The 18,816-nt window shown below is 43.0% G+C and carries 15 protein-coding genes and 2 tRNA genes; 11 read left to right on the plus strand and 6 right to left on the minus strand.

All coding sequences use genetic code 11. The features are described 5' to 3' along the window. Positions 1-7: 7 nt before the first annotated feature. From KTR07_RS23065 to KTR07_RS23080, 4 genes are all read left to right on the plus strand, one after another. Complete coding sequence (locus KTR07_RS23065) at positions 8-598, plus strand: porin family protein (RefSeq protein WP_008765414.1); 591 nt, start codon at positions 8-10, stop codon at positions 596-598. 201 nt (positions 599-799) lie between these two features. Next, the gene (gene priA, locus KTR07_RS23070) at positions 800-3,256 is read left to right on the plus strand and encodes a primosomal protein N' (RefSeq protein ID WP_113748870.1); all 2,457 of its coding nucleotides are present in this window, start codon (positions 800-802) and stop codon (positions 3,254-3,256) included. Between the two features lie 55 nt (positions 3,257-3,311). Next, positions 3,312-5,108 (plus strand): DUF4091 domain-containing protein, encoded by a 1,797-nt coding sequence (locus tag KTR07_RS23075; RefSeq protein ID WP_113748105.1) that lies wholly within the window; start codon positions 3,312-3,314, stop codon positions 5,106-5,108. Positions 5,109-5,150: 42 nt separating this feature from the next. After that, positions 5,151-5,621: a low molecular weight protein-tyrosine-phosphatase gene (locus KTR07_RS23080; RefSeq protein WP_008765417.1), complete on the plus strand. Its 471-nt coding sequence runs from the start codon at positions 5,151-5,153 to the stop codon at positions 5,619-5,621. Here the strand turns inward: KTR07_RS23080 and KTR07_RS23085 are convergent. Next, positions 5,596-7,668, minus strand: coding sequence for an HD family phosphohydrolase (locus tag KTR07_RS23085; RefSeq protein WP_113748871.1), 2,073 nt, complete (start codon positions 7,666-7,668; stop codon positions 5,596-5,598). The two genes, KTR07_RS23080 and KTR07_RS23085, sit on opposite strands and share 26 nt — an antisense overlap. 94 nt (positions 7,669-7,762) lie before the next feature. Between KTR07_RS23085 and gltX the strand changes: the two genes are divergently transcribed. Beyond that, on the plus strand, positions 7,763-9,277 hold the full coding sequence (gene gltX / locus KTR07_RS23090) for a glutamate--tRNA ligase (RefSeq protein ID WP_113748106.1): 1,515 nt from the start codon (positions 7,763-7,765) through the stop codon (positions 9,275-9,277). Between the two features lie 16 nt (positions 9,278-9,293). Then, on the plus strand, positions 9,294-10,517 hold the full coding sequence (locus tag KTR07_RS23095) for a 3-deoxy-D-manno-octulosonic acid transferase (RefSeq protein ID WP_113748107.1): 1,224 nt from the start codon (positions 9,294-9,296) through the stop codon (positions 10,515-10,517). Positions 10,518-10,789: 272 nt separating this feature from the next. On the opposite strand, the gene KTR07_RS23100 is transcribed toward KTR07_RS23095, so the two are convergent. From KTR07_RS23100 to KTR07_RS23115, 5 genes are all read right to left on the minus strand, one after another. After that, positions 10,790-12,418 (minus strand): TlpA disulfide reductase family protein, encoded by a 1,629-nt coding sequence (locus tag KTR07_RS23100; RefSeq protein WP_113748108.1) that lies wholly within the window; start codon positions 12,416-12,418, stop codon positions 10,790-10,792. Further along, the gene (locus tag KTR07_RS23105; RefSeq protein ID WP_117981639.1) at positions 12,415-13,629 is read right to left on the minus strand and encodes a peroxiredoxin; all 1,215 of its coding nucleotides are present in this window, start codon (positions 13,627-13,629) and stop codon (positions 12,415-12,417) included. Before KTR07_RS23105 ends, KTR07_RS23100 begins: the two co-directional genes overlap by 4 nt. A 426-nt stretch (positions 13,630-14,055) precedes the next feature. Next, positions 14,056-14,190 (minus strand): hypothetical protein, encoded by a 135-nt coding sequence (locus KTR07_RS28640; RefSeq protein ID WP_256365422.1) that lies wholly within the window; start codon positions 14,188-14,190, stop codon positions 14,056-14,058. A 34-nt stretch (positions 14,191-14,224) separates the two neighbouring features. After that, entirely contained in the window at positions 14,225-14,737 is a 513-nt protein-coding gene (locus KTR07_RS23110) for a gamma carbonic anhydrase family protein (protein ID WP_008765423.1), read from the minus strand. 149 nt (positions 14,738-14,886) lie between these two features. After that, the gene (locus tag KTR07_RS23115) at positions 14,887-16,668 is read right to left on the minus strand and encodes an aminopeptidase P family protein (protein ID WP_113748111.1); all 1,782 of its coding nucleotides are present in this window, start codon (positions 16,666-16,668) and stop codon (positions 14,887-14,889) included. A gap of 191 nt (positions 16,669-16,859) precedes the next feature. On the opposite strand from KTR07_RS23115, the gene rpsU reads away from it, so the two are divergent. The 5 genes from rpsU (at position 16,860) to KTR07_RS23140 (ending at position 18,734) form a co-directional block, all read left to right on the plus strand. Further along, positions 16,860-17,051: a 30S ribosomal protein S21 gene (gene rpsU, locus KTR07_RS23120; RefSeq protein ID WP_002558090.1), complete on the plus strand. Its 192-nt coding sequence runs from the start codon at positions 16,860-16,862 to the stop codon at positions 17,049-17,051. A 73-nt stretch (positions 17,052-17,124) separates the two neighbouring features. Beyond that, positions 17,125-18,006, plus strand: coding sequence for a tyrosine recombinase XerC (gene xerC / locus KTR07_RS23125; protein ID WP_016268834.1), 882 nt, complete (start codon positions 17,125-17,127; stop codon positions 18,004-18,006). Positions 18,007-18,021: 15 nt separating this feature from the next. Then, positions 18,022-18,321 carry a ribosome hibernation-promoting factor, HPF/YfiA family gene (gene hpf, locus KTR07_RS23130; protein ID WP_008762025.1) on the plus strand — a complete coding sequence of 100 codons (300 nt, stop codon included), beginning with the start codon at positions 18,022-18,024 and terminating at the stop codon, positions 18,319-18,321. A 97-nt stretch (positions 18,322-18,418) separates the two neighbouring features. Further along, positions 18,419-18,495, plus strand: a tRNA-Thr gene (locus KTR07_RS23135). 156 nt (positions 18,496-18,651) lie between these two features. Further along, a tRNA-Tyr gene (locus KTR07_RS23140) sits at positions 18,652-18,734 on the plus strand. The last annotated feature ends 82 nt before the right edge of the window (positions 18,735-18,816 follow it).

An 18,816-nucleotide genomic window follows, 5' to 3' on the forward strand; every position in this document is an offset into this window, starting at 1 on the left:
TAGATTTATGAAAAAGATTTTTGGTGCTTTAATGATTGCCGTATGTATCGGTATGGCGATGCCTGCCCAGGCACAATTACATTTTGGTGTAAAGGGTGGTTTAAACTTGTCTAAAGCAAGCTTTTCTGATGTGAAAGAAAACTTTAAAAAGGATAATTTTACAGGTTTCTTTATCGGTCCGATGGCGGAATTCAATATTCCGGTTGTGGGATTAGGAGTCGATGCGTCTTTGCTTTTTGCTCAAAGAGGTATAAAAATCTCTGATGGAGGTGAAGAAGCTACTGTCAAGCAGAATGGCTTGGATATTCCGGTCAATTTGAAATATAACATCGGTCTGGGAAGTCTGGTAGGTCTTTATGTGGCTGCCGGTCCTGATTTTTACTTTGATTTTGCCGGTAATAAGACAATAGACGGAGTAAAAACCGATAAAAAGAAAGCTGAAGTCGGTATCAATGTAGGTGCAGGTGTGAAGCTGCTGAATCATCTGCAAGTAGGAGCTAATTATAATATTCCGTTGGGCAAGACTGCCAGCTTTGAAGACATTGAAGGCTCATACAAAACCAAGACTTGGCAAGTATCCGTTGCTTATATTTTCTAAGCCATCCGTTACATTCAATCATACAAAGAAAGAGCTTCCGATAAAGGAGGCTCTTTTTTTGTTCAAGGTATTTTGTTTAAGGTACTGGTCTGTGAACCTGAATCTATTTTATCAGATTCCGGTGTGCAGACTATTTTTCTTATCAGTGTTCCCTCTTCCTCTTTTAAATCCCCATTTTTTTATTGTACTTTTGTGCTTGCAATGAAAAAGTATGTAGATGTCATATTACCATTACCGCTTCCGAAGTACTTTACCTATTCCCTGCCGGATGAATGTGCGGAAGAGGTTGAGATCGGATGCCGTGTGATAGTTCCTTTCGGACGGAAGAAATTTTATACAGCTATCGTTCGTAATGTTCATTATTGTGCTCCGACGGAGTATGAGGTGAAGGATATATCTGCATTGCTGGATGCTTCTCCTATTTTATTGTCCACTCAATTTAAGTTTTGGGAGTGGCTGGCGGATTACTATCTCTGTACACAAGGGGATGTTTATAAAGCGGCACTTCCTTCCGGCTTGAAGTTGGAGAGTGAAACGATTGTAGAATATAATCCCGATTTTGAGGCGGATGCACCATTATCGGAAAGAGAGCAGCGTATTCTTGATTTGCTTTCAGTAGATTCTCAGCAATGTGTCACGAAACTGGAGAAGGAGAGTGGCATGAAAAATATCCTCACAGTCATCAAATCTCTGCTGGATAAAGAAGCCATCTTTGTGAAAGAGGAATTGCGCCGTACTTACAAGCCGAAAACGGAGGCGAGAGTACGATTAGCCGGTTCTGCTGATGAAAAGCGGCTTCATATCTTATTTGATATCCTGTCCCGTGCTCCGAAGCAGTTGGCGTTGCTGATGAAATATGTCGAGTGTTCGGGAATCCTTGGAAGAGAAACGCCGAAAGAAGTTTCGAAAAAAGAGCTGTTGCAACGTGCAGGGGTGTCTCCTTCTATTCTGAATGGCTTGGTGGAGAAAAAGATATTTGAGATTTACTTTCATGAAGTCGGCCGGCTGAATCAGGAAGTGAAGGAGGTCGTAGAGTTGAATGCCTTGAACGAGTTTCAGCAGCGGGCGCACGATGAGATCGTGCAATCCTTTCAGGAGAAAAATGTCTGCCTGCTTCATGGAGTTACATCCAGTGGAAAGACAGAAGTATACATTCATCTGATAGAAGAAACGATTCGTCAAGGGAAACAAGTATTGTATCTCTTGCCTGAAATAGCATTAACCACTCAAATCACAGAGCGCCTGCAACGGGTATTCGGTTCTCGTTTGGGGATTTATCATTCCAAGTTTCCGGATGCCGAGCGGGTAGAGATATGGCGGAAGCAACTGGGAGAAAAAGGATATGATATCATCCTTGGAGTCCGTTCTTCCGTATTTCTTCCTTTCCGTGATCTGGGCCTGGTGATTGTAGACGAAGAGCATGAGAACACCTATAAGCAACAGGACCCTGCTCCTCGCTATCATGCACGGAATGCGGCTATCGTACTGGCTGCCATGTATGGAGCAAAAACGCTTCTCGGCACTGCTACCCCCTCCATAGAAACATGGCAGAACGCAAGGAATGGAAAATATGGATTTGTACAACTGAAAGAACGATATAAAGAAATTCAGCTGCCGGAGATTATTCCGGTGGATATCAAAGAACTGCATCGCAAGAGGCGGATGGTCGGACAGTTCTCGCCGTTACTGATACAATATATGAAAGAAGCACTGGAACAGAAAGAACAAGTTATTCTCTTCCAGAACCGTCGCGGATTTGCACCGATGATAGAATGCCGTACTTGCGGCTGGGTGCCGAAATGTAAGAACTGCGATGTGAGTCTGACTTATCATAAAGGTATCAACCAACTGACCTGCCACTATTGCGGCTATACCTATCAACTACCGAAGTCCTGTCCCGCCTGTGAAGGAACAGAACTGGTCAATCGTGGCTTTGGTACGGAAAAGATTGAAGATGATATCAAAGTCCTTTTCCCGGAAGCGGCTGTTGCCCGAATGGATTTAGACACTACCCGTACCCGCGCTGCCTACGAGAAGATTATCGCCGATTTTGAACAGGGAAAGACGGATATACTGATCGGTACGCAAATGGTATCGAAAGGTCTGGACTTTGATCATGTAAGTATAGTGGGCATCTTGAATGCGGACACCATGCTCAATTATCCGGATTTCCGTTCTTACGAACGTGCTTTCCAACTGATGGCACAAGTAGCAGGACGAGCCGGGCGTAAGAATAAACGCGGGCGGGTGGTACTGCAAACGAAAAGCATTGATCACCCCATTATCCATCAGGTTATCGGTAATAACTATGAAGAAATGGTAGACGGTCAACTCGCTGAACGACAAATGTTTCATTATCCCCCTTACTATCGGTTGGTGTATGTCTATCTGAAAAACCATAATGAAGCATTGCTGGACCAGATGGCTGCGGTCATGGCAGAGAAACTAAGAACTGTGTTCGGAAACCGGGTATTGGGGCCGGACAAACCTCCCGTTGCTCGTATCCAGACATTATTCATCAAAAAGATAGTGCTGAAGATCGAACAGAATGCCCCGATGGGACGTGCGCGGGAATTGCTACAACGTATCCAGAAAGAGATGCTGGAGGATGAACGCTATAAATCCTTGATTGTCTATTATGATGTAGACCCCATGTAGCACTCGATACAGACCTAATATTTTTCTTATAATAACCTTTATAAATTAACTAACCATGAAACGACTTACGATTTATTGCTTAACATGTCTTATTGGTGTGAGTCCTCTTTTTGCCCAGCAAGGAGTGACTCAGTGTGGAACCCCTACGGGGCAACCGAAATTTCCAATAGAAACTTATCAGGAACTGCCCGACCCTTCCTCCCCCTCTGATAAAGACTGGGCAGCAGTTACCAACCCTCAGATTTCCTGGGGAACTATTGACACCCGCTATGCGAAGCATCGGCTTCCTCAGCTGAAAAAACAGCAGCTTACCACTTTAAAAGGCTGGCGTGGCGAACGTATAAATGCGCAGGCTGTTGTCTGGACCGGCACTGAGGTGAAAGATCTGAACTTCAGCTTTACCGATTTTAAAGATAAAAAAGGAAATAGCCTTTCGGATGAGGCGTTTAAAGCCGGTTTCATCCGTTATGTAATGACCGATGAACTGAATAAAGATGGCAGAGGCGCATGCGGTCACCGTCAAGCAGTGGATTACGATTCGTTGTTGGTAGCCGACCCGATTGATACGAACTTGAAATCAATGTCTGTTCCGGCACGTACTGTTCAACCTATCTGGGTGCAATGCTGGATTCCTCAATCGGCTACTCCCGGAACCTACAAGGGTGCCTTGCTGATAAAAGACGGTTCCCGTCTGTTGCAGCAGCTTAATCTCGAAATCCTTGTTTCTTCCCGTGAACTTCCTGCACCGTCCGAATGGGCTTATCATCTGGATTTGTGGCAGAGCCCGTTTGCCGTAGCCCGTTATTATCAGGTTCCCTTGTGGAGCCAGGAGCATCTGGACGCTATGCGCCCGCTGATGAAAATGCTGGCAGATGCCGGTCAAAAGATTATCACAGCCACTTTGACACATAAACCCTGGAACGGTCAGACTGAAGATTATTTCGAGACGATGGTTACATGGATGAAACGTGCCGACGGTACTTGGGCTTTCGACTATACGGTTTTTGATCGCTGGGTAGAGTTTATGATGAGTGTCGGTATCGATCAGCAGATTAACTGTTACTCTATGGTTCCCTGGGAATTATCTTTCCAGTATTTTGATCAGGCAACAAATTCATTGAAGTTTGTAAAGACAGCACCGGGAGAACCTGCTTATGAAGAAATGTGGGTTGCGATGCTTACTTCTTTTTCCAAGCATCTGAGAGAAAAAGGATGGTTTGATATTTGTGCGATTGCGATGGATGAGCGTCCGATGGATGTAATGCAGAAAACGTTGAAAGTAATCCGTAAGGCAGATCCGGAGTTTAAAGTTTCACTGGCCGGTAATTATCATGCTGAGATAGAGCCGGACTTGTACGATTATTGCATTGTTATCGGACAGAACTTCCCGGAAGAAGTGCGTCTCCGCCGTGCGGCCGAGAATAAACGTACCACCTATTATACTTGTTGTACGGAAGCACATCCCAATACATTCACTTTTTCCGACCCTGCTGAGGCTGCATGGGTGAGTTTCTATTCTTCGAAGAAGCATCTGGACGGCTATCTGCGTTGGGCATACAATAGTTGGCCTTTGGAGCCGTTGCTCGATTCACGTTTCCGCACGTGGGCGGCTGGAGATACTTATCTTGTGTATCCGGGAGCCCGTAGCTGTATCCGTTTCGAACGTCTGATCGAAGGTATTCAGGCACATGAGAAAATAACGATTCTTCGTCAGGAATTTGAGAAGAAGGGAAATAAAGCCGGATTAAAGAAGATAGAGAAAATGCTGGCCCCGTTCAATTTGGGTAATATGCCGGAAATACCGGCAGCCGTTACCGTAAACCGGGCCAATCAGATACTTAATTCGTTTTGATAATAGAAACGAATGAAGCCTGTCAATTATTAAACGTAAATTATGAAGAAAATATTATTTGTCTGCCTCGGAAATATCTGCCGTAGCTCTACGGCGGAAGGAGTAATGCTTCACCTGATCAAAGAAGCCGGACTGGAAAAAGAATTTGTGATTGATTCCGCCGGAATCCTGTCTTATCATCAAGGCGAATTGCCGGATAGCCGGATGCGTGCACACGCTGCCCGTCGGGGCTATCAACTGGTTCATCGCTCCCGTCCGGTGCGGACAGAGGACTTTTATAATTTTGATCTGATTATTGGCATGGACGACCGTAACATAGATGATCTGAAAGAAAAAGCTCCTTCTACGGAAGAGTGGAAAAAGATTCATCGTATGACGGAGTACTGTACCCGCATTCCCGCCGACCATGTCCCCGACCCCTACTATGGAGGGGCCGAAGGATTTGAATATGTGCTGGATGTACTCGAAGACGCTTGCGCTGGTCTGCTTACTTCTTTAACTCAGGATAACTGATCCGTGTGTGATAAGCGATCTTCAGTTTTTCTTTGAATACCGTCTTGATGGTCGCAATGTCCTTGAAAGTGATAGGGCATTCTTTGAAATAACCTTCAGCAACTTGGGAGTCTATGATTTTGTCGACCAGGTTGCTGATAGTTTCTTCCGTATATTCCGGCAGACTGCGTGACGCTGCTTCAACAGCATCCGCCATCATCAGAATAGCTGTCTCCTTTGAGAAAGGATTAGGACCCGGATAGGTGAACAGTTCTTCATTCGGTTCCTCGTCGGGGTGCTCGTTCTTCCATGAGATATAGAAGAACTTCGTTTTTCCCCGTCCATGATGGGTGCTGATAAAGTCTTTGATTACTTTCGGCAGATTATGCTTGTCCGCCAGTTTTAATCCGTCTGTCACATGACTGATCACGACCTGGGCACTTTGCTCGTAATTCAGATTCTTATGAGGATTGACGCCTCCCGACTGATTTTCCGTAAAGAAAGCGGGATTCTCCATCTTGCCGATATCATGATACAAAGCTCCGGTACGTACTAATTGACTTTTCGCTCCGATACGGATCGCTGCTTCTGCCGCCAGATTGGCTACCTGCATAGAGTGCTGGAAAGTTCCGGGCACGGTTTCGGACATCTGCCGGAGAAGATCACTGTTGATATTGGAAAGTTCGACCAAAGTCACATTAGAGGTAAAGCCGAACGTCTTTTCCAGCAGAAACAGCAACGGATATGTAAACAGCAGCAGAATACCATTAATAAAGAAATAGGTATACATCCGTGCATTCAGCTTAGAGAAGTCATTGGCAAGTCCATTCTCGGTCATTAGCTCGAATGCGAAGTAAATAGCCGCGTAAGTCAGTATCACCAATAAGGCCGTGCGGAAGAGCTGTGACCTCTGCGAAAGTTCCCTTAAACTGAAAATGGCAACTAATCCGGCAGCCAACTGCGTCAGAATGAACTCATGCGGAAAACGCAGGGATATAGAGCAGATTAATATCGTAATGACATGCGTTAGGAAGGCAGTTCGTGAATCGAGGAAAACCCGTATGATAATGGGCAGCATCGCGTACGGAATCATATATACATTAAATATATTATGTGATACCATGAAAGCTGTTACTACACTATAAAATACAATCAGTGTAAACAGTAACGACAGGCTGCCTTTGCGCTCATAATAATCTTTTCGGAACAGGTCGAGATAGAGCATAAAGCAAAGCATCAGCATACCGACAAACAAAATCTGCCCGCCAAGAATCAAGCGGCTCTGATCAATGGATTCACTTCGCTTGATAGACTCTTTGCGTAATGATTCCAGAATATTGTACGTTTCCGGGCTGATGATTTCTCCACGGTCTATAATTTTCTGTCCGCTGACGACTAATCCGTTGGCCCAGGAATAGTTGTTCAGCATTTCCTCTTTGGCGGTCTGTGTCCGTTGCTGGTCGAATGTGAGATTGGGTGTGATATATTCGTTTAAAGAACATTGTCTCAGAATCTCACGGTTGAAGTGGGTCGTATCTGCGGAAAGCAAGTACTCATAAGCTTTTTTGACCGTATATATATGATCGGTAGGCTTGGAGTTGGCGAGTTTATCGTCGATGATCATGATTGCCGAAGTACTGTCCTTGTGGAGTTCTTGTATGTTTTCTGTCGAAACGATGCCCTCTCCGTATATTTCTTTTAATGTCCGTTCGATGTATCGCAGATAATCTACGGTAGGAAGTATACCTTTCAGGTGAGTATGGTAATTCTCTTTCAGCTTGGCGATTGCGTCTTTCTCTACTTGTTTGTCAAGCAGATAATAAGGTTGGAAGGAAGCCAGCAAACTATCCTGTTCCCGGTTCACCACTGCGTCGTCTTTATAGATTGGAAAGTCAAAAGTGGCTATCAGCTGCCCGTACTTCCAGGGCTTGTTTATGTCAAACTGATAGTTGAATTTTCCGTCACGTGGCAGGAAATAGACAATCAGTGTCACTGTCGCTACAAACAGCAATGATTTATATAATATATCTCTTCTTGAGAACCTCTTTTTCTTCTTCATATGTTCCATACGCATTGAAATTTTTGCGAAAAGTACAAAAAAAAACAATAGTGTGGAAAAAAAGGTTTAATTTTGCCACGATTTACCTATACTAACCCAAATTATGGCAGAAAGAAAAGTAAGAGTTCGTTTTGCTCCGAGTCCTACGGGAGCATTGCACATCGGTGGTGTGCGTACAGCTTTGTATAATTATCTATTTGCGCGTCAACACGGCGGAGACCTCATTTTCCGTATTGAAGATACTGACTCCAACCGGTTCGTGCCGGGAGCGGAAGAGTATATACTTGAGTCATTCAAGTGGTTGGGTATCCACTTTGACGAAGGAGTGAGCTTCGGTGGAGAACACGGCCCGTACCGTCAGTCCGAACGTCGCGAAATCTATAAGAAATACGTGCAGATTTTGTTGGATAATGACAAGGCATACATCGCTTTTGATACTCCCGAGGAACTGGACGCTAAGCGTGCGGAAATTGCTAACTTCCAATATGATGCATCGACCCGCGGGATGATGCGTAATTCTCTGACAATGTCGAAAGAAGAAGTGGACGCATTGATTGCTGAAGGAAAGCAATATGTGGTTCGCTTTAAGATCGAGCCGAACGAGGATGTTCACGTGAATGACTTGATTCGTGGCGAAGTCGTTATTAATTCATCTATTCTGGATGACAAGGTGCTTTATAAGTCGGCTGACGAACTGCCTACTTATCATCTCGCAAACATTGTGGATGACCATTTGATGGAAGTGTCTCATGTAATCCGTGGCGAAGAATGGTTGCCTTCGGCACCGTTGCACGTACTTTTGTACCGTGCATTCGGCTGGGAAGACACGATGCCGGAATTTGCCCACTTGCCTTTGCTGCTGAAGCCGGAAGGAAACGGTAAACTAAGCAAGCGTGACGGCGACCGTTTGGGATTCCCTGTATTCCCGTTGGAATGGCGTCCGGAATCGGGAGAAGTGTCTTCCGGATATCGTGAATCGGGTTATTTGCCCGAAGCGGTGATTAACTTCCTGGCTTTGTTGGGATGGAATCCGGGCAACGATCAGGAAGTGATGTCTATGGACGAGATGATAAAACTGTTCGACATTCATCGTTGCAGCAAGTCCGGAGCTAAATTCGACTATAAAAAAGGTATTTGGTTCAATCATCAGTATATCCAGCTTAAACCGAATGAAGAAATTGCCGAACTGTTTTTGCCTGTGCTGAAAGAGCATGGGGTAGAGGCTCCTTTCGAGAAGGTCGTTACGGTAGTCGGCATGATGAAAGACCGTGCAAGTTTTATCAAGGAACTGTGGGATGTTTGTAGCTTCTTCTTTGTGGCTCCTGCTGAATATGACGAAAAGACAGTGAAGAAACGCTGGAAAGAAGACTCGGCAAAATGTATGACTGAGTTGGCGGAAGTAATTGCCGGCATCGAGGATTTCAGCATTGAAGGTCAGGAGAAAATAGTGATGGACTGGATTGCTGAAAAAGGTTACCATACAGGTAATATAATGAATGCTTTCCGTCTGACACTGGTGGGCGAAGGAAAAGGTCCGCATATGTTCGATATTTCCTGGGTGTTGGGCAAGGAAGAGACATTGGCTCGTATGAAGCGCGCCGTAGAGGTACTTAAATAATTAGGATTTGTAAATTATGCTTTACAATCTGGCAATAGTTATTTATGACCTTTTGGTTCATTTTGCTGCTCCGTTCAGCCGTAAGCCCCGAAAAATGATGAAAGGGCATTGGGTGGTGTATGAACTTCTACGACAGCAAGTGGAGAAAGGGGAGCAGTATATTTGGTTTCACGCTGCTTCGCTTGGCGAGTTTGAACAAGGGCGTCCATTAATAGAAATGATCAGGGAAAAATATCCCGATTATAAGATATTGCTTACATTTTTCTCTCCGTCCGGTTACGAAGTGCGCAAGCATTACCGGGGAGCGGACATTGTTTGCTATCTGCCGTTTGATAAACCGCGGAATGTGAAGAAGTTCCTGGATATCGCAAACCCGTGCATGGCATTCTTTATCAAGTACGAATTTTGGAAGAATTACCTGGATGAGCTTCATAAGCGTCGCATCCCGGTGTATAGCGTTTCTTCCATTTTCCGTCGCGATCAGATATTCTTTAAATGGTATGGTGGGACTTATCGCAATGTGCTGAAGGATTTCGATCATTTGTTTGTGCAGAATGAGGCTTCCAAACGCTATTTGTCGAAGATTGGCATTAGTCGTGTGACAGTGGTGGGAGATACCCGTTTCGACCGTGTGTTGCAGATTCGGGAAGAGGCCAAAGACCTTCCGTTGGTGAAAATGTTTAAAGGAGACAATGCCTTTACGTTTGTAGCCGGCAGTTCTTGGGGACCGGATGAAGATTTATTTCTGGAGTACTTCAACACCCATCCGGAAATGAAGTTGATCATCGCTCCGCATGTGATTGATGAAAATCATCTGGTGGAGATTATCAGTAAACTGAAACGTCCTTATGTACGCTATACTCGTGCTGACGAAAAGAATGTACTGAAAGTTGATTGCTTGATTATCGATTGCTTCGGACTGTTATCTTCTATTTACCGCTATGGAGAAGTGGCTTATATCGGAGGTGGTTTTGGCGTCGGTATTCATAATACGCTGGAAGCTGCTGTATATGGCATCCCTGTTATCTTCGGACCGAAATATCAGAAGTTTATGGAAGCAATCCGGTTGCTCGAAGCTAAAGGCGCATACTCAATTAAAGACTATCACGAGTTGAAAACCTTGCTGGACCGTTTTCAGGCAGATGACGTTTTCATGCGTGAGACTGGTGCGAATGCCGGTTATTATGTGACCAGTAATGCCGGAGCTACGGAGAAGATCATGCACATGATTAACTTTTAGAGACGGATAAGGTTGGGCGTCGCCTGAAAAACAGGTAAGCCCTATCATTTCGCTCTGCTGTTCTGAGCTTGTCGTCTCGTTTTTCTTAAAGAAGAGAGATTCGTCAATGAACTCAGAATATAACAGAATAAGATAAGAATAAGGAGATGTGTCAGAACTCCCCTTTTAACGAATTCATCTTTGCCACAACTATCTGTAGCGAAGATGAATTTTAATTTATAAAGGTTTCGATACACCCGCTTACCAGTACATCTTTTGAAAATGTTGGTATTCTATTTGTTTATTTCCTGTTTTAGTAACTCTTCCAGTTCTTTTCGTGTCACATGGGTGAATCGTTTCACTATATTTCCTTGCTTATCTATCACCAAATACATGGGCAAACCTTTCATCTGAAAATGTTTCCAAAGATAACCCCATTGCTTTTCGTTTAACCAATAATGTTCACCGACAATGTCTTGTATGAGTATTTTCCAAGTCTTTTCGATGGAACTGGGGCCAGTTAGGTAGACAAAAGCTACGTTTTCGCCTAATTCTTTTTTAATAGGTTCATATTCTTTAATCGTCCTTCGGCAGCCACCGCACCAGGTAGCCCAAAAGTCAATGAATTGTACTTTTCCTTTATGGCGGTCGACGAGAGCAGACAGTAATTCTTCTTCTGATACTTTAGGTGCTTCGCAGACAGAGTATTTCTTTGTTGTCGCTTTTGCGCGTGGTTGCATCTGTCGGTTCATGTCTTGAATGATTCCTAAGAAAATCGGGTTTGTAATTTCCGTTGCCATAGCTTCTTGTTGAGTGGTTAGTGGTTTTAAATTATATAGGCTGGAGCGCATATAGATTGCCCGTATATAATCGACCATTAAACAAGTGCTGTCTTGCATGATATGGCTCAGATACTCCTTCGCTTTGGTGAATAGTTTCTGACTGAATTCATTATATTCTTTGGGGTATTTTGCAATAAGCGAGATCAGCTCGCTGCCTTGTTGGAAGGGGATACCTGTTTTGAGAGCTGTCTCGTATTGGCGAATAAGCGCTTGTTCCTCCTTTGTAAGCGCTGCTTTTGATAGTAAATACTTCTCAAATTTTAAAGGATCATGATGTAGCTCATAGAGTTCTCCTGAGATCACGTTGCGGTAATTGTAGCAATAGAGCGCTAAGGGATGATTGACAGGGAAATTCTTTAGGAAATCATAGAAATTGGCAGGAAAATCAAAATTGGCAAAGGCTGTACTGGCTTGTTCACGCGTGATGTTTTCCTTCTTCTGATAAGCCGTTTGCAGACAATAACGGGTTGCATTCAGATTCTCTATGCAATCGAACGCACATGAGAGATTGGCAAGTGTGCGGGTATCTTCACTAAATTGCGTTTTTGTGTTGTTGTGTGCCACGCACTGTTTGTATTGGTCGATGCAGCGTTTCTTAAATTCATTGGCGCTGATGCCTGCAATAGAATCCAGTATGTCGCCATTTCTATAAACCGGAGCTATTCTTGTAATCAATTCTGGCTGGCACCATTCATTATTGATGGTAGCATATTGTCCGCTGAATACAAATTGTTTTCCTTGCGGATTGCTTAGATTGACCGCTACATTAGTTTCTTTATCGGGACTTAGCAGAATGACTATATCGGCTTTCCCTATCGTCATCCGTACTTGTGTGTTATGATAGAGAGGAATATTGATTTTGAAGCTTCCGTCTGCTTCGATAGTCGGGAAGAGGGTTTCGGCTGCCCCCATCACAATATTAGGAGCTCCGATTTTGAGGTCCGGATGATCATCAGGGCTATAATTAGCTATTGTGCCGCTTAGTATGGCTTTTCCTTTTTGATATTCGGGACTCCGTAATTGTGCTTGTACTATGTTGAATAGCAGAGACAAGAAAAGGAAGGTAAACAGTCTGTTCATAATAGTTCTTTGATTGCATTTATAATTTCTTTATCTGTATTCTCTGTGCTATATCCTCTGATTATTTTTCGTATGATTCGTTTCTGGTCCAGTATGAAAAAGAAGGGTGCAGCACCACCTGTCTGGTATTGTTTGATAACTTCGTTCGTGGCATTTAGAATCGTATAATTCAAATCTTTCCGCTTGGCGTAGTTTCGGATGGCGGATGCATTGTGGCTCCAGGATTCTATAGCAATGAGATCAAACTCCTCGTTGCTGAATAACTCTTTTAACTTTTTCAGAAAAGGTACAGCTGCCTGGCAGGCGCCACAGCCAATGCCGGTGAAATTGATTAGTATGACTTTGCTTTTGCAGTTGGCAAGTGATAGAGACTGTCCATCTATATTTTCTAATATCCATCCCGGAGCTTTTTTGCCTGTGAGTCCGGATGTGGATGGCGAGTCTCCGCTTTTCTTGTGGAGATCGCTGTATTTAACTGTTTCATAATCTTTGGGGAAATAATCATTGATGTTAAAGTCTCTGATGTTGAGCTTGTTAATCTGAAGGTTGGAACAAGTTGAAACGGAAATATCATGTGACATTTCCCTTCGCTCCTTAAAAGGTAAATTATCCGATTTATTAATCCATAATTCATAAATAGAAGTCGTATTGCCGATATCGAATGGGGGAAGAGGCATGTGGAAGGCTTTTCCAAAGAATTCAACCTGTTGTTCCTCATTGATTGTTAGTTTGAAATAGTAATCATTACCCTCGTCTTTCAGTTCTATGGTGATATTATCATCAGTGGTAAGCGCATACTTGATGATGTTCTTTGCGAAATTGAAGAATGGAGGTCTTACTAGCCTGAAAGGGAGTGGTTTGAATGTGAAGTCATCAATTACTAACTTTTTATTATCGTGATAGGCTTCTACTCTTACGTTACCATCATAACAAAAGTTTAGCTTTGTAGTATCCTTGGCATCCAGTGAAACATAGCTTGCGCCGATGGTTGAATCTATGGGGTGATTATATTCTTTGATGAATCCATGTAGAATGGATAATGCGGTGGAGTCCCCGGGTTGCCAGCTTTCGTTAGCAACATAATATGTTGCGGATTCAATTTTCTCTAGATTGGCAAATACCTTTTTTAAATAGTCTCTCTCTCTGTTTTGAGCATTGACTGCCGGCATTGTTGCAAAAAGGAGAGTAATAAGCAGTAGTTTTGTTTTCATGATTGATCGTGGAGTAGTATGTTTTCTATAGTTAGATGTTTTTATTCTGTTTGATTACAAATCTACGAATAATTCGTAAATTAGAGGCAGGCAATTGGTTAAATAAAACAAATGAATCCATGAACTCCTTCATGGATATTAGCTGATCCAATACGCTCCTTTGCTAATTTTTCAAAGATCAGAGATGCATTGAATATAGTACCCTGAAAACACATGAACTTACTAATGATCTGGAACCTGATATTTATATTATTCATGTGAATCAGTAGTTGAATGTTGTTCATTTCTTTGCGGTTTTGAACTAAATGATAGTCAATAGTATCTTAAATGGGCTGTCTAAAAAGTCAATAGTATCTTAACTCTCCTCCTTCTGGAAGGAGGAGTACCCGTAGGGGGAGGTGGTAGGTGAATACATAATCCTATCATTTACAAAGAAATAGGAACAAACATTATCTCTCCTACCACCTCGGTCTTCGACCACTCCTCCTTCCCGAAGGAGGAGATTCGAGATAGAATCGACTTTTTAGTCACCCCCAATGGAGATACTACTGTTTGATTCATTCCTTTGCAATTTTGAATCAACTACTGATTCACATTATTTATACCATTGGGAATACATCAGGTAATTGTGAGCGATTTTTTGGTTTAGCTCCTTTGCTTGCTCCGGGTCTACCTTCTTAATAAATTTAGCCGGTACCCCTCCCCAAATGCTTCCGGGCTCGATCACTGTATTGCTCAATACCAAAGAACCGGCGGCAACGATGGAGCCTTCGCCTACTACGGCATGATCCAATATGGTAGACCCCATCCCGATAAGTGCATAATCTTTGACGGTTGCTCCGTGAATCGTCACATTATGTCCTACGGAAACATGATCACCAATTTCGATGGTTGACTTCTCATATAAAGTATGTAGCACGCTTCCATCCTGAATATTGACTCCATTGCCTATCCGTATGGAATTAACGTCACCGCGCAATACGGTACAAAACCAGATGCTACAGTCATTTCCTATTTTTACATCTCCTATGATAGTTGCATTGTCTGCGAGAAAACAGTTCTCTCCAATTTCGGGGGTAAAGCCCCGCACTGATTTGATTAAAGCCATAAAATATATTGTTTCTAATGATGTTTTTATTGAATATGATTGGGGATTGTCTGACACCCGGGTCTCGTACTGTCTGACACCCGGGTCTCAAGCAGCCTGACACCCGGGTGTCGGTATGCTCAACACCCGGGTGTCAGACAAAAGCTGTTTTAAATAGCTTTTGTTGCTTCTAGCAGCCACTTCTTTTCTTCTTCGTTTAGACTTGGAGAAAGTTTTTCGTAAACGGTTCGATGGTAGTCATTGAACCACTTGACTTCCTCTGCCGTCAGCATTTCTTTGATGATGCCTTTTTTGCAGATCGGGCATAGGGTGATCGTCTCAAATTTGAAATATTCTCCGAACATGCCTTCCTTATCTTTGCAGACCAATGTCAGATTCTCGGTGCGTATCCCGTGGCTGCCTGCCTTATAAACACCAGGTTCATTGGATGTAACCATACCGGGTTGCAGCACAATGGGATTTTCGTTCATACGGATACTTTGCGGACCTTCGTGTACGCTCAGAAAATGTCCTACGCCATGTCCGGTACCATGAAGGAAGTTCATGCCATGACTCCAGATAGGCATACGGGCCAATACATCGAGTTGGGCGCCGCGTGTTCCGGCTGGGAATTTAGCCATTGCCAATGCAATATGGCCTTTTAATATTAAGGTATAGTCTGTTTTTTCTTCCTCCGTCAGTTCGCCTAATGCAATGGTACGGGTGATGTCAGTTGTTCCATCCAGATACTGCGCTCCCGAATCTAACAGCAAGAAACCTTTAGACTGAAGCGTGACATCACTCTCCTCCGTTGCGGAATAGTGTACGATTGCTCCATGCTCTTTATATCCGGCGATTGTGTCAAAACTTTCTCCCATATACAAAGGTTGGGCTGCTCTGAACTCATGCAGCTTCCGGTCTACGCTCAGTTCGGTCTCTTTGCCCGAAAGCACTGATGCTTCCAGCCATTTGAGAAACTTGACAAGCGCCACGCCATCCCGCTGCATTGCGTGATGGATGCCGGCAATCTCCTGCTCATTGCGAATGGCTTTCAGTAATGTCACAGGAGATTCTCCACGAACGACCTTACATGCTGGATTGATAGCCGAATAAATCGCATAGTTCGTTTTCTTTGGGTCGATAAGTATGTTTTCTCCTGCAAAAGAATTCAGGAAAGATTCAGCTTCGTCATATTTTCTCAGGCTGACTTGCTGCTCTTGCAAGTATTCATTTACCTCTTGGGTAATCTTTTCCGGCGAAATGAAGTAGACTACTTCATCTTGAGTAACCAGTAGATAACTTACTATAACCGGATTGCAATGCACATCACTTCCTCTCAGATTGAGAGTCCATGCTATTTCGTCCAGACTGGATAAAAATAAAGCAAAGATGCCTTTCTTTTTCAGCTCGGTACGAATGGCGGCAACTTTTTCTCCACAACTTTTTCCTGCATATTTAACATCGTAGATAAAAGCCGGAGCATCAGGCATGGATGGACGGTCCTTCCAAATGTTTTTCAGTGGATCGCCAAACAGATTGACCTGTAACTGATAGGGGGCAAGATCTTCTTTCATTTGTTCCACCTGTTGCACGGAAAACATTTTCCCATCAATACTCACAGATTCTCCCGGCTTTAGATTCTGACAGAGGAACTTTGTGATACTAGGAGTTTCCGGCAGCATCTCTTTATATAATGTAATGCCGCTGCCTTCCAGTTCCTTTTCCGCTTGCAGGAAATAACGGGAATCTGTCCATAGTCCGGCTTTATCCATTAAGATGACGGCTGTTCCGGCGGAACCCGTGAAACCGGAAATCCATTCACGGGACATCCAATAAGGAGCTACATACTCACTCAGGTGAGGATCGGTGCTGGGAATGATGAACGCTTTGATATTGTTAGGGCGGAATGTCATCCGTAGTGCGTGTATACGCTCTTTTATGCTCTGCTTCATACCTTATTATGTTATTTATAGACATATTTATGAGTCTCAAAGGTACTAACTTTTCGCGGTTAATGATTTGTTTATGAATAGTTTTTGAGAAATATTTGCCGAAAGTTTTGTGAATAAAGAAAGTATGTGTAATTTTGCGGCGCAATTTGACTGCGGAAATTTTTAACCAATAACATATTAATAATAACAAAATGATTGTAGTACCTGTAAAAGAAGGCGAAAACATTGAAAAAGCGCTGAAGAAGTTTAAAAGAAAATTTGAGAAAACTGGCATCGTGAAAGAATTAAGAAGCAGACAGCAATTTGATAAACCGTCTGTAACTAAAAGACTTAAGAAAGAGCGTGCAGTTTATGTACAACAACTTCAGCAAGTAGAAGATTAATAATTCGTAATTTCCTTTGAATTATTGAATTCTTTTCATACATTCGTTGCACGATTTTAGATGTAGCGATATTATGTTAATTAAATCTTTTCTTGATTACCTCCGGTATGAGCGGAATTATTCCGAAAAAACCGTTCTGGCGTATGGCGAGGATATAAAGCAACTACAGGAGTTTGCTCAGGAAGAGTACGGAAAGTTTGATCCGTTGGAAGTGGAAGGTGAACTGATTCGTGAATGGATTGTTTCATTAATGGACAGGGGATATACTTCAACTTCTGTAAATCGAAAGCTAAGTTCGCTCCGGTCGTTCTATAAGTATCTTTTAAGGCAAGGAGAGGTGACCGTAGATCCGTTACGAAAAATAACAGGACCTAAGAATAAGAAACCGTTACCTGTCTTTCTGAAAGAGAGCGAAATGGATAAGTTGCTGGATGATACGGATTTTGGCGAAGGATTTAAAGGTTGTCGTGATCGGTTGATTATTGAAATGTTTTATGCTACAGGCATGAGACTATCGGAATTGATAGGTCTGGATGATAAGGATGTGGATTTTTCTGCTTCTCTTTTGAAAGTAACCGGGAAAAGAAACAAGCAACGGCTAATACCGTTCGGTGATGAACTGAAAGAGTTGATGCTTGAATATATTAATGTAAGAAACGAAGCGATTCCGGAAAGGTCGAAGGCTTTCTTTATTAAAGAGGATGGCGGACGGCTTTATAAGAATCTAGTCTATAATTTAGTGAAACGGAACCTGTCAAAGGTGGCGACGTTGAAAAAAAGAAGTCCTCACGTGCTGAGGCATACTTTTGCTACCACAATGCTGAATAATGATGCAGAATTGGGTGCGGTAAAAGAACTTTTGGGTCACGAGAGTATTGCAACTACCGAGATCTATGCGCATGCTACATTTGAAGAACTTAAAAAAGTGTATAAACAAGCTCATCCAAGAGCTTAAAAAAAGGAGGTAAGTATGGATATTAGAATTCAATCAATTCACTTTGATGCGTCAGAGCAATTGCAGGCATTTATTCAGAAGAAAGTGTCTAAGTTGGAAAAATATTACGAAGATATAAAGAAAGTAGAGGTGTCATTAAAGGTAGTTAAGCCGGAAGCTGCTGAAAATAAAGAGGCAGGCATAAAGATTCTTATTCCTAATGGTGAGTTTTATGCAAGTAAAGTGTGCGATACATTCGAGGAAGCAGTTGATTTGGATGTGGAAGCACTTGAAAAACAACTGGTGAAATACAAGGAAAAACAGCGTAGCAAATAAAAAAATCGCAAATATTTTGCGGGAAAGAAATAAATAACTAAATTTGCAGCCGTTTCGCTCGCGTTAGAACGTGACGGTTGCATTTTTTAGCTAGAATGCCTCTTTAGCTCAGTTGGCCAGAGCACGTGATTTGTAATCTCGGGGTCGTTGGTTCGAATCCGACAAGAGGCTCCAAGGATGAATGAGGATCATCCGATTTTAGCGAAAGGGATGACGGCAGTCAATTCGGTTCGCATGGCGGGGAAGAATTAGAAGAAGAACTGAGAATAAAACATCTATGTTCAGAGTATTGTTCGCTATTTGATTTTAATTCTTTGTTTGAAATATTAAGGGCAAATACCAGAGTGGCCAAATGGGGCAGACTGTAAATCTGCTGTCTTTCGACTTCGGTGGTTCGAATCCATCTTTGCCCACAATCAGAGTGACAACTTTGGCAAGAATGCGGAAGTAGCTCAGTTGATAGAGCATTAGCCTTCCAAGCTGAGGGTCGCGGGT

Origin of the sequence: Bacteroides sp. MSK.20.82 (genome assembly GCF_019052485.1) — a bacterium.
Classification (GTDB): domain Bacteria; phylum Bacteroidota; class Bacteroidia; order Bacteroidales; family Bacteroidaceae; genus Bacteroides; species Bacteroides thetaiotaomicron.

Bases quoted from the DNA above. Each gene is read 5' to 3' on its own strand.
- hpf (WP_008762025.1), top strand. From the start codon at position 18,022: ATGGATATTAGAATTCAATCAATTCACTTTGATGCGTCAGAGCAATTG.
- rpsU (WP_002558090.1), top strand. From the start codon at position 16,860: ATGATTGTAGTACCTGTAAAAGAAGGCGAAAACATTGAAAAAGCGCTG.
- KTR07_RS23110 (WP_008765423.1), bottom strand. From the start codon at position 14,737: ATGGCTTTAATCAAATCAGTGCGGGGCTTTACCCCCGAAATTGGAGAG.
- KTR07_RS23080 (WP_008765417.1), top strand. From the start codon at position 5,151: ATGAAGAAAATATTATTTGTCTGCCTCGGAAATATCTGCCGTAGCTCT.
- KTR07_RS23065 (WP_008765414.1), top strand. From the start codon at position 8: ATGAAAAAGATTTTTGGTGCTTTAATGATTGCCGTATGTATCGGTATG.
- xerC (WP_016268834.1), top strand. From the start codon at position 17,125: ATGTTAATTAAATCTTTTCTTGATTACCTCCGGTATGAGCGGAATTAT.
- KTR07_RS23085 (WP_113748871.1), bottom strand. From the start codon at position 7,668: ATGGAACATATGAAGAAGAAAAAGAGGTTCTCAAGAAGAGATATATTA.
- priA (WP_113748870.1), top strand. From the start codon at position 800: ATGAAAAAGTATGTAGATGTCATATTACCATTACCGCTTCCGAAGTAC.
- KTR07_RS23075 (WP_113748105.1), top strand. From the start codon at position 3,312: ATGAAACGACTTACGATTTATTGCTTAACATGTCTTATTGGTGTGAGT.
- KTR07_RS23105 (WP_117981639.1), bottom strand. From the start codon at position 13,629: ATGAAAACAAAACTACTGCTTATTACTCTCCTTTTTGCAACAATGCCG.
- KTR07_RS23100 (WP_113748108.1), bottom strand. From the start codon at position 12,418: ATGAACAGACTGTTTACCTTCCTTTTCTTGTCTCTGCTATTCAACATA.
- gltX (WP_113748106.1), top strand. From the start codon at position 7,763: ATGGCAGAAAGAAAAGTAAGAGTTCGTTTTGCTCCGAGTCCTACGGGA.
- KTR07_RS23115 (WP_113748111.1), bottom strand. From the start codon at position 16,668: ATGAAGCAGAGCATAAAAGAGCGTATACACGCACTACGGATGACATTC.
- KTR07_RS28640 (WP_256365422.1), bottom strand. From the start codon at position 14,190: ATGAATCAAACAGTAGTATCTCCATTGGGGGTGACTAAAAAGTCGATT.
- KTR07_RS23095 (WP_113748107.1), top strand. From the start codon at position 9,294: ATGCTTTACAATCTGGCAATAGTTATTTATGACCTTTTGGTTCATTTT.